The organism is Williamsoniiplasma luminosum, assembly GCF_002803985.1.
GTDB classification, from domain to species: domain Bacteria; phylum Bacillota_I; class Bacilli_A; order Mycoplasmatales; family Mycoplasmataceae; genus Williamsoniiplasma; species Williamsoniiplasma luminosum.
Genome location: NZ_CP024963.1, coordinates 513,358 through 529,880, shown reverse-complemented (window position 1 = coordinate 529,880; position 16,523 = coordinate 513,358). Strand labels below are relative to the sequence as shown.

Annotated in this window: 13 protein-coding genes; all 13 read right to left on the bottom strand. The window is 26.9% G+C overall.

What is annotated here, in order from left to right; translation table 4 throughout:
• Window positions 1–3 precede the first annotated feature (3 nt).
• The 13 genes from ELUMI_RS02245 to ELUMI_RS02185 all read right to left on the bottom strand — a co-directional run bounded on the left by ELUMI_RS02245 (window position 4) and on the right by ELUMI_RS02185 (window position 16,505).
• Window positions 4–1,359, bottom strand: coding sequence for a hypothetical protein (locus ELUMI_RS02245; RefSeq protein WP_025734369.1), 1,356 nt, complete (start codon window positions 1,357–1,359; stop codon window positions 4–6).
• Window positions 1,360–1,375: 16 nt separating this feature from the next.
• The gene (gene rsmH / locus ELUMI_RS02240) at window positions 1,376–2,302 is read right to left on the bottom strand and encodes a 16S rRNA (cytosine(1402)-N(4))-methyltransferase RsmH (protein ID WP_025734370.1); all 927 of its coding nucleotides are present in this window, start codon (window positions 2,300–2,302) and stop codon (window positions 1,376–1,378) included.
• Window position 2,303: 1 nt separating this feature from the next.
• The gene (mraZ, locus tag ELUMI_RS02235) at window positions 2,304–2,735 is read right to left on the bottom strand and encodes a division/cell wall cluster transcriptional repressor MraZ (protein WP_025734371.1); all 432 of its coding nucleotides are present in this window, start codon (window positions 2,733–2,735) and stop codon (window positions 2,304–2,306) included.
• Between the two features lie 267 nt (window positions 2,736–3,002).
• Window positions 3,003–3,182, bottom strand: coding sequence for a 50S ribosomal protein L32 (gene rpmF, locus ELUMI_RS02230; RefSeq protein ID WP_025734372.1), 180 nt, complete (start codon window positions 3,180–3,182; stop codon window positions 3,003–3,005).
• An 11-nt stretch (window positions 3,183–3,193) separates the two neighbouring features.
• Window positions 3,194–3,697: a YceD family protein gene (locus ELUMI_RS02225; RefSeq protein ID WP_025734373.1), complete on the bottom strand. Its 504-nt coding sequence runs from the start codon at window positions 3,695–3,697 to the stop codon at window positions 3,194–3,196.
• Between the two features lies 1 nt (window position 3,698).
• A complete protein-coding gene (pheT, locus tag ELUMI_RS02220) occupies window positions 3,699–6,077 on the bottom strand; it encodes a phenylalanine--tRNA ligase subunit beta (protein WP_025734374.1) in 2,379 nt (792 codons plus the stop codon).
• A gap of 6 nt (window positions 6,078–6,083) precedes the next feature.
• On the bottom strand, window positions 6,084–7,136 hold the full coding sequence (gene pheS, locus ELUMI_RS02215) for a phenylalanine--tRNA ligase subunit alpha (protein WP_025734375.1): 1,053 nt from the start codon (window positions 7,134–7,136) through the stop codon (window positions 6,084–6,086).
• Window positions 7,137–7,218: 82 nt separating this feature from the next.
• The gene (locus ELUMI_RS02210) at window positions 7,219–7,833 is read right to left on the bottom strand and encodes a hypothetical protein (RefSeq protein WP_025734376.1); all 615 of its coding nucleotides are present in this window, start codon (window positions 7,831–7,833) and stop codon (window positions 7,219–7,221) included.
• A gap of 162 nt (window positions 7,834–7,995) precedes the next feature.
• Complete coding sequence (locus ELUMI_RS02205; protein WP_025734377.1) at window positions 7,996–10,998, bottom strand: type I restriction endonuclease subunit R; 3,003 nt, start codon at window positions 10,996–10,998, stop codon at window positions 7,996–7,998.
• Window positions 10,991–12,808, bottom strand: a complete 1,818-nt coding sequence (locus ELUMI_RS02200; protein ID WP_025734378.1) for an ATP-binding protein — start codon at window positions 12,806–12,808, stop codon at window positions 10,991–10,993. The genes ELUMI_RS02205 and ELUMI_RS02200 overlap by 8 nt, the downstream gene beginning before the upstream one ends.
• A complete protein-coding gene (locus ELUMI_RS02195; protein WP_025734379.1) occupies window positions 12,798–13,805 on the bottom strand; it encodes an SIR2 family protein in 1,008 nt (335 codons plus the stop codon). Before ELUMI_RS02195 ends, ELUMI_RS02200 begins: the two co-directional genes overlap by 11 nt.
• Complete coding sequence (locus ELUMI_RS02190) at window positions 13,795–14,928, bottom strand: restriction endonuclease subunit S (protein WP_025734380.1); 1,134 nt, start codon at window positions 14,926–14,928, stop codon at window positions 13,795–13,797. The genes ELUMI_RS02195 and ELUMI_RS02190 overlap by 11 nt, the downstream gene beginning before the upstream one ends.
• A gap of 2 nt (window positions 14,929–14,930) precedes the next feature.
• Window positions 14,931–16,505 (bottom strand): type I restriction-modification system subunit M, encoded by a 1,575-nt coding sequence (locus tag ELUMI_RS02185; RefSeq protein WP_025734381.1) that lies wholly within the window; start codon window positions 16,503–16,505, stop codon window positions 14,931–14,933.
• Between the last annotated feature and the right edge of the window lie 18 nt (window positions 16,506–16,523).

Here is a 16,523-nt window from a genome sequence, read left to right as displayed (position 1 = left end):
TTTTTATCCTTCTTTTCTTAAAATTTCTTGTTCATCAATGAAGATTCCTTCATTGATTAAGAAATGTGCTTGTTGTTGTAATTGGTTTTTCCCAAAATTCATTTGGTGTTTGAAAATTGTATTTTCATGTTTTTGTTTGATGTGTTGTTTTGAAATAATTCCAATCGAAGTAATCACTTCTTCGAATTGATTTTTCATATTATTGATTTGTTCAATGGCTTTAATAGCACCAAAAGAACTGTTTAAATTGTAATTGTTGTTGACCCCCATGTTGAATTGATTAAACACATAATCGTTAGCAATTGCATTGCCTTTTTTAAATAATTGTTCAGCACCCATGATTTTTTGAACGCATCCGAAATTATAGGTCACAATTTCAATTGAATCATTATAACCAATGCAGAGTTTTTTGATCATCTCATAACTATTATTTAGCTCTTTGATAAAAATCTCTTTTAATTTCAGCCCTGAATATTGTTGCTTTTTTTTATAACTATCAACTTTGGTGAAAACTTGCATCACTAAACTCTCATTTAAAATATCACTTGAAAAATTTAATAAATTAAATAAGTATTCTTCAACATTTTTAATCTTAATTTTCAGTTGTTGAGCAATGGTTTTAACAACCTCATTGATTCCTCACGGAATCACGATATTTTGTTCCATGATTCCTTGATTGTACATGGCTGCTTCAATCTTATCTTCGCCTCAATCAATAATTAAAGTCGAATTTTCTTTAGAAGTTTCATTGGCAGCCAGACGATATAATTCATTGATTGAAGTTGTGGTATAAAGCACTTCTAAATCATTTTTTTGAAGCACTGCTTTATGACTTTTAACTATTTGATTATTCATTTCATAATTTTTAAATCAAGCTGATAATTCCTTTCCTTCATGTTGAAAGATTCGATTCAATGGAATTTGGAAGTGATCAATTGATCAAGAAATACTTCTAGATTCTAAAACTACATTTTGTTCAATTGAAGGTTTGCCGAAGGCAACTTTTTTTAATTTCGCAATTAATTCTTTTGTGATTTTTGTTGGTTTTCCATTTGTCTCGATGTTTATTTTTTCATAAGTTTCTTTGAGTTGAATTTTTTCAGATGGTAAGATTAATGCTACTTTAATGATCTTATATCCATCATGTGTTTGTTCATATTCATTGATAAATGTTTTTAATTTATTTGCTGTTTGATGCACATCAATAACAATTAATTCGTCATTTAAAAATGTTGTTTTATTATCTTCTTTTTTAAAGACAACCATGGTTCTATTATGAGTTTTTTTCAAAACTGTAAACAACATTTGATTTTGACGAATTTCTAAAGTTGCATAAACTCGTTGATTATTTAAGAGCATAATCTCACATCCTTTCTTATTTCTTTTCGATGACTCACATTTTAGAACTGTGAGCTCGGTTATTATTTTCGATTTCCGTATTTTTTGGAACAATTGGTTTTTTAATAATTAATGAAAATTGCGTATCATTTTCAACTTCGATCGGAAGTTTAGAAATGACTGATTCCATGCCACTAATCGTTGCTGCCTTAAAACTTTCTTTGACAATTTTTTCTTCTAATGAGTGGAAAGTGATAATCACAATCCTCCCTTTAGGTTTTAAAAGTTTTAAACTTTGTTCAATCGAAGTTTTCAAGACATTGATTTCATCATTGACATAAATTCTTAAAGCTTGAAAAACTTTTTTAGCTGGGTGTCCTTTTTGTTTCAAAACTTTTTGAGGTAAACTTTGTTTGATGACATCAACTAATTCAAAGGTGGTTTTAAGTGGTCTGGTTTTGATAATTGAACTGGCAATTTGTCTAGCAAATTTTTCATCTCCATATTGTCAAAAAATTTGACATAATTCTTCTTCAGATTTTTGGTTGATAACTTTTTCAGCAGTTAATTGATTATGAACAGTGTCCATTCGCATATCCAAAGGTCCATCAAAACGATAACTAAACCCTCGTTCACCAACATCGAATTGGGGTGAAGAAACTCCTAGATCATATAAAATTCCATCGACTTGAAAAACATTTTTCAAGGCCAATAATGATGCTATATTTGAAAAATTTCCATTTAAAATATGAAAATTTTTCAAAGTTGCAGCGAGTTTTGTTTGTGATTCGGCAATTGCTATTGGATCTTGATCAATGGCATATAAAACTCCATTGTCTAAATGTTTGAGGATTTCACTTGAATGTCCACCTCGTCCTAAGGTGCAATCAACATAAATTCCATTTGGTTGAAGATTTAAATACTTAATTGATTCTGCTAATAAAACCGGTGTGTGCTTTTCCATACTAACCACCAACGTTATCTATTTTTTCAGCAATAGCTTCAATGTCAGAGAAATTATCTTGTTCATATTGGTCATAAGAAGCTTTATCTCATATCTCAATTTTTGAACCAACCCCAAGGATATAAACTTCTTTTTCAATTTTTGCAACTGCTAACAAGTTAGTTGGAATTTTAATTCTTCCAGCTGCATCAATTTCGAGATCAGCAGAGTTAGAAAAGATGTAACGCATTAAAGCACGTGTGTCTTTTTTGAATGGTTCTAATAGTTCCAATTCTTGTTTTCACATACTAAATTCTTGTTCGTTGCGAATTTCTAAGCTACCTTCAAATCCACGAGATAGAAAAACTGTCGCATCCATTTTGCCTCTAAATTTAGATGGTAATGTTAAACGACCTTTTGTATCAATAGAATGTTCGAATGTACCTAAAAACATACACTTTCCCCCACTTTCTCCCACTATGTATTTATTATAGCAACAGAAAATAAAAAATGTTATCTTTAAATTACATATTTTTTTAAAAAGTCAATATGTAAGAACCTTTTTTGTCTCTAAATAAGGACATTTTTTTCTCTTTTATGAACTCAAAGCTGTAAAAATCTCTTTAAAACGCTAAAAAAGGCAATTTAAACATAAAAAAATTGCAAATTTAAGTTTGCAATTTTTTTATATTATTTTTGCTGTTTATTTTCTTTTAAGAAATTAAGCTTCAGTTTTAACTGCTTCTTTTCCTTTGTAAAATCCACATTCACGGCAAACGCGGTGAGGTTTGATTATTGTACCGCAATTTGTACATGACATTAATGTGCTTGGTTTTAATGCTAGATGTGAGCGACGTTTGTTTTTAGCCGCTTTGCTGGTTTTTCTAAATGGTACTGCCATAATCTCACCTCCTATTTGTCAGATTTAAAGTTGTTTAGTTTTTCTCATCTCGGATCTAAGTCTTTGCTTATTTCTTCGTTTTTCATATGATCATTTTCACTTAAAAATTCTCAATTTGAACCAACCTTATAGATTATAGCATGCTTCTCTGATAAATTAACAGGAATATTTAGGTTTATTTGTTCAATCACATATGCTTGTAAATCAAAGTTGTTATGCAAAATTAAATTCGTTTGATCATTGGCTTTTTGGTCGAATGAATACTCATCGTTTCATTCGATTTCTGCAGAATATAAAAATTCATGTCCGTCATTGGCATCAAAGGCTGTTAATTCACATTCAATCACTCCATCAACTTCAATCGCATCAACATCATAAATGTATTCTAATTTAACATCATAACTAATTTTGATTAGTTCTTTAATTAACGGATTATCAAGTTTGATCTTGGTCAAATTTTCAATTTGACCAACCAAATGTTTTTTTGGTTGGTTTTTAAAATCTTGTGGATTCATTTTATCTTACCTTTAATTTCATTTTCCCAATGTTTGCTAAAACTTGGTTTCATTCTTGATTGATTTCGGCTTCAGTTAGTTGTTTGTCTAAATGATTAAAAACAAATGAAAGTGTAATTGATTTTTCGTTATTAGTTTTCATTTCTTCATTTTGGTATTCACCCATTAATTTATAAGAAGCGACATATTGCACATCATTTAAAAGATTTTGGGTTAATTCTTGATACATCACATAATCTGGGAGAATTAGTGAAACATCTCTAGATGATGATTGAAATTTTGCAATTGGGGCGAACAAAATGTTTTTGTTTGCTAATTCAAATAATAAATCTAAGTTTAATTCAACTACAAAGGTTGGTTTAATTTTGTTCGCATTTTCAAATTTTGGATTCAATTTGAAAATGAAACCAATAGTTTTTTGATCAATTGTAATTTCAGCATTAATAAACGGATGAATTACATTGTTGGCAGGTTTAGTTTCCTTAAAACTAATGCTTAACGGATCAATGCGATAAAAGTCTAAAATGGCATCAACCATCCCTTTTAAATAGAAATAATTATTGTCTAAATCATTTTTCACAATCGGTTCTTGGACAATTTCTCCAGTTACTAACATTGATAAATGTCTTTGACGCAGATTGCGAGTATAAACATCGGCGATTTCTCATAATTTTAAACGTTTGTTATTATTAACAGAATTATAAATCGCTGTTTCAACAATTGAACTTGCTAAATTCATACGATAAACCTCATGTGCTTGGGATAATGGTGAATTTAAAACAACAGGTTGTTTTAAATTGAAAAGATTTCATTGATCATTTTTATCACTTGGAATTAATGAATAAGTTTTAATGTTATTAAAACCAGCCCCAATTAAATAATGACCAATTTTTGCTTCCAGATTTGGTTTAGTTTTATCAACACTCGCATTTGCTTGAATCACTAATGGAACTTCTTGGATTTTGTCATAACCATATAATCTGGCGATTTCTTCACAAAGATCATTGGCCCCATAAATATCTACACGATTTGGATCAGTGTAAAAAGTAATTTTTTTAGTTTCGGTTTTAACTTTAAAATCTAAAGTTTTAAAAAGTTTTTTAATTTGGTGGGCTTTTAATTCAAAGCCTAAAATATTTTTAATTTCTTCAAGGGTTAAGATGAATTTGGTATTGGTTGGGGGAGCTTTAATAATCAATTGATGACTAGATTTAGCTGCTAAAATTTTGTATTGTGCTAAAAGATGGGTCAAAACTTGATCTGACTGATCAAACAAATTTGGATTCAAAGGTTTCATATATCTTTGTAAATTAACATTTGAAAGATTTAAATGTTTTTGTTGTTGACGCATAATTGTTGGTTTAAAATTTAAGCGAATCGCTAAAATTTTAGTTGTTGATGCATCAACGGCAAATTGTTTTGCAGTTGGTAAACCAATAATTTGAACAATTTCATGATTAGAAATTAAAGCCAAAACTTCTTTATCTTCATGTTTCACAAAATCCAATTTCAAAATCTCTTCGATTTTGTCTTGGTCAATTAAAATGGTTGGTTGACCAGTTTGAATGGTTGCCAACGTTGCTAAATTTTCGATTGGATTGTCGATTGCTTTATGACCATTAATTTTTAATCAAAGATCATCGATGACATTTAAGTTCTTAAACTCTTGGTGAATTTGGTAACGTTGGCAAGTTAAAGTATTAATTTGTTGTTCAAGATTTTTAGAAATTTGAAATTGAATTTTTGGATTTGGTAATAAATTAGTTTTAACTTCTTTACTATATGGATTTTTAATTTTTAAATTAAAGAAATTAGCAATTTCTTTTAAAAGTTGTAAACTTGCTAAAGCATCACTACGATTTAAAGTTAAATCAACTTCTCAAGCATAATCATCATATCCAATTTCAGCAAAATTTTTACCTAATAAATGCATTAATTCTTGGTCTGAATGAATCACATAAATTAAATCTTGTTCAGCTTCATTTAAAGCAGAATTGGGAATCCCAATTTCATTTAAAGCACAAATCATCCCTTGTGATTTATAACCTTTAATGATTCTTTCTCCCATTGTTAAACCGTTAGCAATAGTTGACCCAACGGGGGCGATCACAACAAATTGTCCCGGTCCAACATTGGCCCCACCACAAACAATTTCTAAAGGGGTGTTAGTTCCAATGTTGACATGGTTAAAACTTAAGTGCGTGTCAGGAATTTTATGTGATTGTTCAACATAACCAATAATTAATTCAGTATTTAAATTCGCAAAGTTAGTTTCAGCTTCAACTTCAAAACCTAAAGCATTTAAGGCTTTAGAAATGTCAGCATTTTTAATACTCTCTAAATTTAAAAATTTAGAGAGTCAGTTTCTCGTTAAAATCATACTTACCTACTTTCCATAAAATGGGAATTGAGTTAAAAATTCCACATTGTTTTCATAAAATAATCGAATGTTATTAATCCCAAATTTTAGCATTGCAATTCGTTCAATCCCAATCCCAAAAGCTAATCCTGTGACTTTGTTCGGATCTAACCCATTTAATTCCATGACTTGTTGATTAATCATCCCAGCCCCCAGAATTTCAATTCATCCAGAGCTTTTACACAACCCACAACCAACCCCAGCACATTTAAAACATGAAATATCAACTTCGACACTTGGTTCAGTAAATGGGAAAAAGCTTGGTCGTAAACGAATATTAACCTTTTCATTAAATAGGCGTTTAACCATATGTCTTAAAACTCATTTTAAATTCGCAAAAGAGATTTTTTCACCCACGGCAAACCCATCAATTTGCATAAATTGATGCGAATGTGTGGCATCATCATCATCTCGTCGATAAACATTCCCATATGAAATGGCGGCTAAGTTTTGATTGTCAGTTCTTTGGTTAGCTAATTTGGTTAATAATCTTGAAGTCATATTCGTACAGTGAGTTCTTAAAACAGATTCTTCATCAAGATAAAAAGTATCTTGCATATCACGAGCAGGATGATCTTTTGGTAAGTTTAATTTTTGAAAATTAAACTCATCTTGTTCAACTTCTGTTCCATCAACCATTTCAAAACCAATTTCCGTAAAGATTTGACTAATTTCATCAATTACAAGATTTAATGGATGTTTACTTCCGAACTTTAAATTCATTCCGGGTAAAGAAACATCAATTCTTTCCCCTTTTAATTGTTCATTTAAAATCTCATTGTTTAAAGTTTCGCCCAATTCATTTAATTGATTTGCAATCTCAACAAGTAAAAGATTGGCTTGTTTACCAATTTCTTGTTTAGTTTGCTCATCAGCATCACGCATTGATTTTAAAATGGTAATTAAAGGTGAATCCTTACCTAAATATTCTTTTTTCAAAACTTGAATTTCTGATAACGTTTTAACTTCTTTAAATTGTTGTTCAAAATTGTGTTTGATTTGTTTAATTTGTTCTAACATGTGGCCTCCATTGGTTTAAATTTTATCGATTTTTTAAGGATTAAAAAATAAACCTTAAAAATAAATAAATCTATTTCTAATTTTAAAGGTTTATTTTCGAATTTTGCTTCATTGTTTTAAGTTTATACATTTTACTAATGATATCTTGTTCATAAGTTTGGTCTAATAAAGTAAATGTTTGATCACCAGGATTTCTTAAAATTAAAATTTTAAGAATTTTTCTGAGTCTTTTTTGGAATTCTAAACTTAATAATTCATTTTTAAAATCAAAAAATAAATTAGGATCATACTCAATTCCTATTTCTTGATGTTTAATGTCTAAAGCGACTTCAAAAATTCAAGGAATTAAAGTTTCACTTATATATGTTTTTAATAATGCATAAGCATCTTTTAAAAATTCGTTATAACCATTAATTTTATGCCCATCATTGTCTAATTCTGATAGATATCTGATTGTTGCTTCATTAACTTCATTAAATAAATTTTGAAAAGCATAAATTTTATTAAAAATATCTTCTTTGGTTAAAACCGAAAATTTATAACCTGAACCATTTTCTAAAATTGCGATAAATTCAGTTTTATTTAAAATGATTGGAAAATCCGTAAATTTCCATTTGATCACGATATTTTGAAAATTGGTTTTCAAAAATTCTTTTTTTCTAGTTTTATTAAAAGTTTGGACTAATTCATTGAACATTGGTTTTCTCCTATTATTTGATTTTAAATGAAATATTGTATTTGAAAATAATATTTGTATGCCATAAATGTAAAACCATGGTTTTCATACAATAATGAGTAAAAATGAATTACACAAAAATCGTAAACGCAAAATTTATATATGTTCATGTTTTTCTTCACATTAAAAATAATATTTTTCAAAAAAATCTTGAAGTAAATTGGTTACTTTTTCTTTAATTTTTGGTCTGATGTTATTTGTATCAAATCTGGAAATTGGGGGTAAAATTTTATCAATTTCTTCTCCGATTGTTTTTAAATAACCGAAATCGAAACAAAGTTCTATGAATTTAAGTGTTGCTTTTTCATTTAAATTATTATTATCAATAATGGTTTTTAAATCATTGAATCTTGACTCTTTAATAAAAATAGAAAATTCTCCTTCAATGTCATCTTGTCCATCATAATGTTTTACAAACTCTAAAATTAAATCTTTTTTATTTCTTAAATCTGGACTTGAATCTAATTTAGAAATAATGTCTGGATCTAAATTTGAATTTTTTCTTCAATTCGCTTTGATTAATTGAAGGATATAATCTACATTAATATCAACTTGTCTTACCAATTCGATTTCAAAAACTAAGTCATCATTAATATTTTCAACATCAGAAGATTTTCCTCTTTTTTCCTCATAAAAATCTAAATATAAACTTTGATAATCTTGAATTTGTCTTGGAGTTAAAATTTGGTTATTTTCAAACTCATCAAATGGTTTTAATCATCGACTATATTGCAATATTTTTCCATACAAACCAACAAAATTATTTTTTTGTAATTCTCCAATAATTTGCTCATTTAAAGGGAATTGTTCCAACAACTGTTCAATTAACTTTTTATATCCAGGATTTTTTTCACCTTTTTTGTCAATATATCCATTGTAATATTCTTCATAAGTTTTAATTAAAACAATTGAGTTGGCATTTTCATCACCAAATAATGCAATGGCTTCTTTTGCTTTTTGTTCTATGTTTCTAAAACAAATAATATTTCCAAATTTTTTAACATTATTCAAAATTCTATTAGTTCTTGAAAAAGCTTGAATTAGATTGTGATATTTTAATTCTTTATCAACTCATAATGTATTTAAATTAGGCGCATCAAAACCAGTTAAAAACATATTAACAACAATTAAAATATCAATTTGAGTTTGTTTGGTTTTTTCAGACAGATCTTTATAATAGTTTTGAAAACTATCTCCATTTACACTAAAATTAGTTTTAAACACTTCATTGTAATCGTTGATAGCTGAAGCTAAAAAGTCTTTTGAACTTGAATCTAAATTTGAAACATCAAAATCTTCGTCTATCTCATTCATATCTTCGTTCGGATTAAAACTAAAAATTGTTGCAACTTTTAAATTTAAGTTTTCTTCTGAAATTGTTTTCTTGAATTCTAAATAATATGCTTTTGCTGCTTCAATACTAGAAACGGCTAAAATAGAATTGTATTTTTTCTTTGTTAAATTAGGATTTGGGTTTTTAATTGAAGCAGGCGGTGTTAAAAGTGTTTTAGTATCAAAACGGTCAATGATATATTTAACAATTTCTCGAATTCTTTTAACATTATTTAAGGCTGATTGTTTATCAATTGCTTTGACTTTCTTATTAACAATTTCATCTTTTTCATGAAATGTTGTAAGGTATTCCACTCTTCAAGGTAAAACATTTCCATCATTTATTGCATTAACAATTGTGTAGGCATGTAATTTTTCACCAAAAGTTGCTTCTGTTGTTTGAAAACCAACATTATCATTTGTATTTTCTGCAAAAATTGGAGTTCCTGTAAAACCAAATAAGTGATATTTTTTAAAACTTTTGGTAATTGCTTTATTCATATCCCCGAATTGTGATCGATGACATTCATCAAATATCAATACTAAATGTTTGTTATAAATATCATGTTTTTTATATTTCTTAACAAAGTTGCTTAATTTTTGAATTGTTGTGATCACAATTTTTTTCAATGGATCTTCTAAGTTTTTCTTTAACTCTTCTGTTGATTTATTTCCATTAGCAGATCCTTTTTCAAATTTGTCATATTCTTTGATTGTTTGATAATCTAAGTCTTTACGGTCAACAACAAATAAAACTTTATCAACAAAATCTAATTCAGTTGCTAGTTTAGCTGTTTTAAAACTAGTTAAAGTTTTACCAGATCCGGTTGTATGCCAAATATATCCACCAGCATCTTTAGTTCCTTCTTTTTTATAGTGGGAACTTATTGTGATTTTATTAATAATTTTTTCAGTCGCAGTAATTTGATATGGTCTCATGACTAATAAATTTTCATCAACTGTAAAAACACAATATCTTGTTAAAATATTTAACAAAGTGCGTTTATTAAAAAAAGTTGAAGTAAAATCTTTTAAATCTGTGATCAAATTGTTTTTTTCATCAGTTCAATTAGATGTAAATTCAAATGCTTTACTTTGTAATTGCTTGTGGTTAAGTGTTTTTTCAACTTGTTCTTTTCTTGTTGTATTTGAATAGTATTTAGTATTAGTTCCATTAGAAATTACAAACAGTTGAACATATTCAAAAAGACCACTCCCTGCTCAAAAATTATCTCTTGCGTATCTTTGAATTTGATTAAAGGCTTCTCTGATGTTAACACCACGTCTTTTTAATTCAATATGCACCATCGGAAGTCCATTAACCAAAATCGTAACATCGTATCGACCTTTATAATTTCCTTCATTTTCTTCAAATTGATTAATTACTTGAACTGTATTATTATGAACATTAGTTTTATCAATTAAATAAATATTTTTAGGCGAACCATCACTTTCACGTTTGATGTATTGTTTGTAATCCTCTTGAATTTTGCGTGTCTTTTCAATTAACCCTTCAGCTTTATTTGCAATAACATTATTATAAAAATCTTTTCATTCTTTCTCCGTGAATTCAATATTGTTTAATTTTTCAAGTTGTTTTCTTAAATTTAAAATTAAATCTTGATCAGTATTTAAAGCAAGGTATTGGTAACCTTGATTAATTAAATCTTTAATAAAAGTATCTTCAAGTTGAGCTTCACTTTCATAATAATTATAGTTTTGCTTTTTAGAGACATATTCATTAACAACTGTATTAAATGTTGTTTCCATTATTATTTTTATATCTTTATTCATCTTTATTGTCCTTGTATAAATTCATATTGTCACTATCGGGTTTGTTATTTTCCATTTCTTTAATGTCTATTTCAACAAATCTAGCTTCAGAAAACGAACGTCCAGATACTAAACATTGACCAGGAGTTAATAAAGGAATTAAATTCAATTTTTGTTCATCAACATATGAATTCGCAATTTTCATTGCCCTCAAATCCGGTTCGCTAATAATTTTATGAATCATAAAATTATGCATTTGAGATAAGACACTTTGTGGAATATCGTGTAATCTTTGTGATGAAAGCGTAATAAATAATCCAAATTTTCTGCCTTCTCTAATAATCGTTTCAATAATATCAGCAATATTCGAATCTTCTTCATCAATGTTTTTGAATAAATTGTGTGCCTCATCAATTATTAAACATATGTATTCTTCTTGTTTATTTTCCCTATTTGTAATTTTTTTATGAATTAAACTCAATGAAAAAATTATGATCATATTTTTAATTTTATATTTATATTGTTGCAACGAAAAAATCGATAGTCCATTTATATTAAAGAAGTCGTTCATTTCTTTTGGATTCCTATCATCGTATACCAAATTAAAAACTTCATTAAATTCTTTAATAAATGTATTTGCTCTATAATAAATTGGCATTACTCAATCAGAATTAACATCATATTCAATAATGTAATATAGAATATAAAATATAAATATATTTAAATTTTTTATATTTTGGTTTTGTTCTTCTAAATCATTACATATATCATTTTTAATATCTTGTTTTAGTTCTTCGCTCTTTTTATCATCTAATCTAATACCGCTAAAAGTAGTTGATCCGCTTCCTCCTTGAGCTTTATTAATTTTGATTTTAGTTAATTTTTCTAAAAACTTTTTATATTCATTTGAATCATTTAAACTATAAAACAAATCAGTCAACTTAATAAGAGATTCAAAATTATTATTTTTGATTATGTTAAAAAGTATCTGTTCAATTGCGTCCTTAAAAGCTTTTGAATTTTCAAATTCTGTTTTTTGTGTTGTTGAAATAAATTTTTTTCAAGCTCTTTTTATTATTGGTGCTTGTGTTTTCTTTGTTGCATTAAAAACGTTTATTCATATATCTTCATCGAGATCAGAAAGTTTAATGTCTATTTTGATATTTTGTTCATTTTTATTTAAATAGATTTTTTTCGAATAACCTTCATCAAATGCAACAATTGCATTATTTTTATTGTATTCATTATTATAATCGAATAAAAATAATTTATTTTGCATTTTCATGTTTTTGGTTTCTTTTATAAAATCTCTATATATTTTAGCAAGTGTGACAGATTTACCCGATCCCGTATTACCAAAAATACCAATATGAGATGTAAAAAAACTGTCATAACTTGTAGTAACGTCAAAATATTGATTTTCAAGATCTTTACCAATAGTATATTTTTTCCCATCAATATGTTGATTGTATTTTATTTTTTCTAAATCATTTTTGGTTAATTCAAGAACCTCAGAATTTAATAAAATTGGTGAATTAAAAATACTAGCAGAAAATTGTTGTTTATAAGCAGAAATATAACCTAAGATGTTACATATCAGTTGTTTATACTTAATGTTGCCATCTTTATCTCTTACAATTTCCGAACTAATTATCTTTAGTATTATAGAATCAAAACCACTATAAATTTTCACCATAACATTTGGATGAGGGTTAAAATAATTAATGCTATTGTGTACTGGTTCACTAATATTTTCATAACAGTATATTGCTACTGTATTTTTTAAAATATCAATTTTATGTACATATCCTATAGGATTTTTATTTTCCATTTTCGTCTCCTAGTTTTTCTAAAATTAAACCAAATAATTCTGTTAAAAAGTTTAAAGGTTGAGATGTTTTTATAGTTAAAACGTTATTTTCTTCAACACTATTAAAATCTCCTTGTTCTTTTTCATCGTAATTAACATAAATAACTTGATTATTGTTACTTATTGTTTCACCAATTATTTGTTCAATATGCAGATCATTACCTGAATATCCTATTATAAAAACTAAATTTTTACCATGTGTATCCATTAAGAGTGTTTTCATTTTAATATAAGCTTCAAAAACTTGTTGATCCTCTAAAATATTTGCAAATTTAGTATTCGCAGGAATTATCGGTTTGTTCTTATTTCCGTGAATTTTATAAATAAAGTAAGATGGCAATATAATTTTTGTTTGATCGTTTCGAAAAGAAAAATCAATTATATTTGAATTTCAATTTTCATGGTCAATAACAAAGTGTGGCATTTTATTATTTACTAAAAGTTTTTGTAATAAATTGTCATAATTTAAGGTTCAAAAAAACACTTTTTTAATATAAGAATTATTGCCGTTACCATTAGAACTCTTTAAAACTATTTTTTTAAATTGTTTTAAAAATAAATTTATTTCTTCTAACTGTTTTGTTTTTTCTTCTTTATCTTTTTCATTATCTATTTGTTTTATTTGTTTCAGTATATCTTTATAAGTTTCATTATTGTCTAATGTCAAATCTTCTTTTAAACCTTCTAAAAAAGCTGTTTCTATATCCGTTCTCTTATTTGGATGCACTTGAATTTGTTCATTGATTCATTCTTCTATGTTATCGATTTTTTTGTCATCTTTTAAATTTAAAGTGTCTTTTATTTTTGCAATTGTATTTAATAAATCTTTTGCCAAAGGTAAGAAATTATTATTAAATCCAGCACCCAATATAAAATGGATACTTCTTGAGCTTAATAATTTCAAAAGCTTACTTATTAAATTATTTTGATCATTTTTTAATTTTTCTTTAATTGCCATTTTTTTCCTGTCCATTATTTAAAATTTTAGAAAATATTAAATTTAAATAATAATTATATTGTTTTTTACGGTAACAAATTTCATAAGGAATACCATTTTCAAATTCGTTAATAATTTGAATAAATTTCTTTATCTTTTCTGATGTATTTTTTAATAATTCAAAATTTTTATCTTGTCATTCATTATTCAATTTTATTTTTTGAGAATACAAATCTTGTAATCTATATTGTTTAGAATAATTAAAATTTTTCATACTTTTTTTAATGACTTCTATAAAAAAGTATGCTGTTTCTTCTGATAAAAATTCAGAATGCAAAACAATCACATTATCATCACAACTAAATTTATAATTTCTTCAAAATACATTCCCAAACATGTCAATAGTTATAGAGTTTTCAAAAATTTCTAAATCATTACCTATAAATTCAGCTATTCCTTCATTTTGAAAACCTGCAGTAACAAAAGGTATAAAACCATAAATTCTATGATTTTTAGTAAGTCTTTTTCCTCTCTTGTATTCAAAAACTTCTGGTAATGCCAATTCAATTTTTTTTGTTCTTAAATTTTGATCAATTAAACTGTTTGTGTAATATTTTTGTTGTATTTTTCTTTTTGTTAGTTCTGTTGTTAGTTCTGTTGTTAGTTCTGTAAATTTATCAAGTATACTAACTATTTCATTTTGAACTTCTAAAGGCGGAACAGGTATACATATATTTTTCACAACGCTGCTTTTGAGACCAGGAATACCAGCTGATTGTTTGGATTTCATAAAGTAAATTTCATTCATCTTTAAAAAATAATATAAAAATTTATTATTAATTATTTGAACATTTGGTTCAATATAAAAGCAATGTGCGTTAGCTCAAAATTTTTCTTTAATAAATTGGACATATCCTGCAGATTCACCACCTTGACTAATAATTATAGTGTTTTCCGATACATTATATTCATCAGTAAAACCTGAATGACTTTTTCCACCATTATAGGCTTTATACAAACCCTTTTTAGTCAATAAGGTTTGATTAAGTTGTTTACCTTTTTTTAAAATAGCTATTTCATCTAGTTTTTTATATTCAACACCATCAGGACATAATTCTTGAATTAACTCTTTTAATTTACTCATGTTTAATCCTCATCTGCTTCTATTTCAGCAATAATTTTGTCAATTTCTAATCTTAATTTTGCTGAACGTTCTGAAATTTCTTTAATTTCTTGATTTAAAACTTTAATATCAATAATTTCTGTATCCTCTTTTTCTTGAACATATGTATTTACAGATAAGTTATAGTCTTCATTCGCAATTTCATTGGCATCGACTAATTTAGACATATGTAAAACTTCTTTTTGATTTTTAAAAATTTCTAAAATCTTTTCAATATGTTCAGGATCTAATTTGTTTGCATTGTTTACTTTTCTAAATAGGTTTGAAGCATCAATAAATAAAACATTGCTATCTTTTTTAGATTTTTTTAAAACCATAATACAAGTTGAAATACTTGTTCCGAAAAATAAGTTGGGTGGTAATTGAATAATTGCATCAACATAATTATTATCAACTAAATATTTACGGATTTTAGCCTCAGCACCTCCTCTGTATAAAGTTCCTGGGAATGAAACAATAGCAGCCACCCCATCATTTGATAACATACTTAAAATATGCATTACAAATGCTAAATCTGCTTTTGATTTGGGTGCTAAAACTCCAGCTGGTGAAAAACGTGGATCATTAATTAAAACTGGGTCTGCATCTCCATCTCATTTAGTTGAATATGGTGGATTAGAAACAATCGCATCAAATGGTGCATCATCTAAATGTTGGGGATTTGTTAAAGTGTTTTGTCTTGCGATATCAAATTTATCAAAACCAACATTATGTAAAAACATGTTCATTCTCGCTAAGTTATAAGTTGTTAAATTTAATTCTTGCCCATAAAAACCATGAATTATATTGTCTTCTCCGATAATTTTAGAAAATTGTAATAATAAAGACCCAGATCCACATGCAGGATCATAAACTTTATTAATTTTATCTTTACCCACTAAAGTAATTTTTGCAATTAGTTCAGAAACTTCTTGTGGTGTGAAGAATTCACCCCCTGATTTTCCAGCATTAGAAGCATACATTGTCATTAAAAACTCATATGCATCACCAAAAGCATCAATTGAATTGTTAGTAAAATCACCTAAATCAAGATTAGCAATTCCTGTTAAAATTTGGATTAATCTTTTGTTGATTTCATTAACAGTATCACCTAATTTTTTATTGTTTGTATCAAAATCATCAAATAGACCTTTGAATTTCTTTTCACTATTGGTTCCAATACTTGTTGATTCAATCGCTTTAAAAGTTTTTTCAAGTGTTTCATTTAAATTCTCATCTTTAATTGCATTTTTAACAACGTTGTTAAATAGTTGAGTCGGATAAATGAAAAATCCTTTCGATTTTACTATTTCTTCTTTTATTGTTTTTGCTTGTTCATCTGTTAGTAATGAATAATCAAATGCTTTATTTCCTGAATTTCATTCATTTTGATTAATGTAGTTTGAAATATTTTCAGAAATAAAACGGTAAAAGATTGTTCCTAAGATATATTGTTTAAAATCTCAACCATCAACACTCCCTCTTAAATCATTGGCAATTTTTCAAATTGCATTGTGTAATGCTTCACGCTCTTGCGAACTTTTATTTTTTGTAGTCATAATTGACCTCCTTCTTTG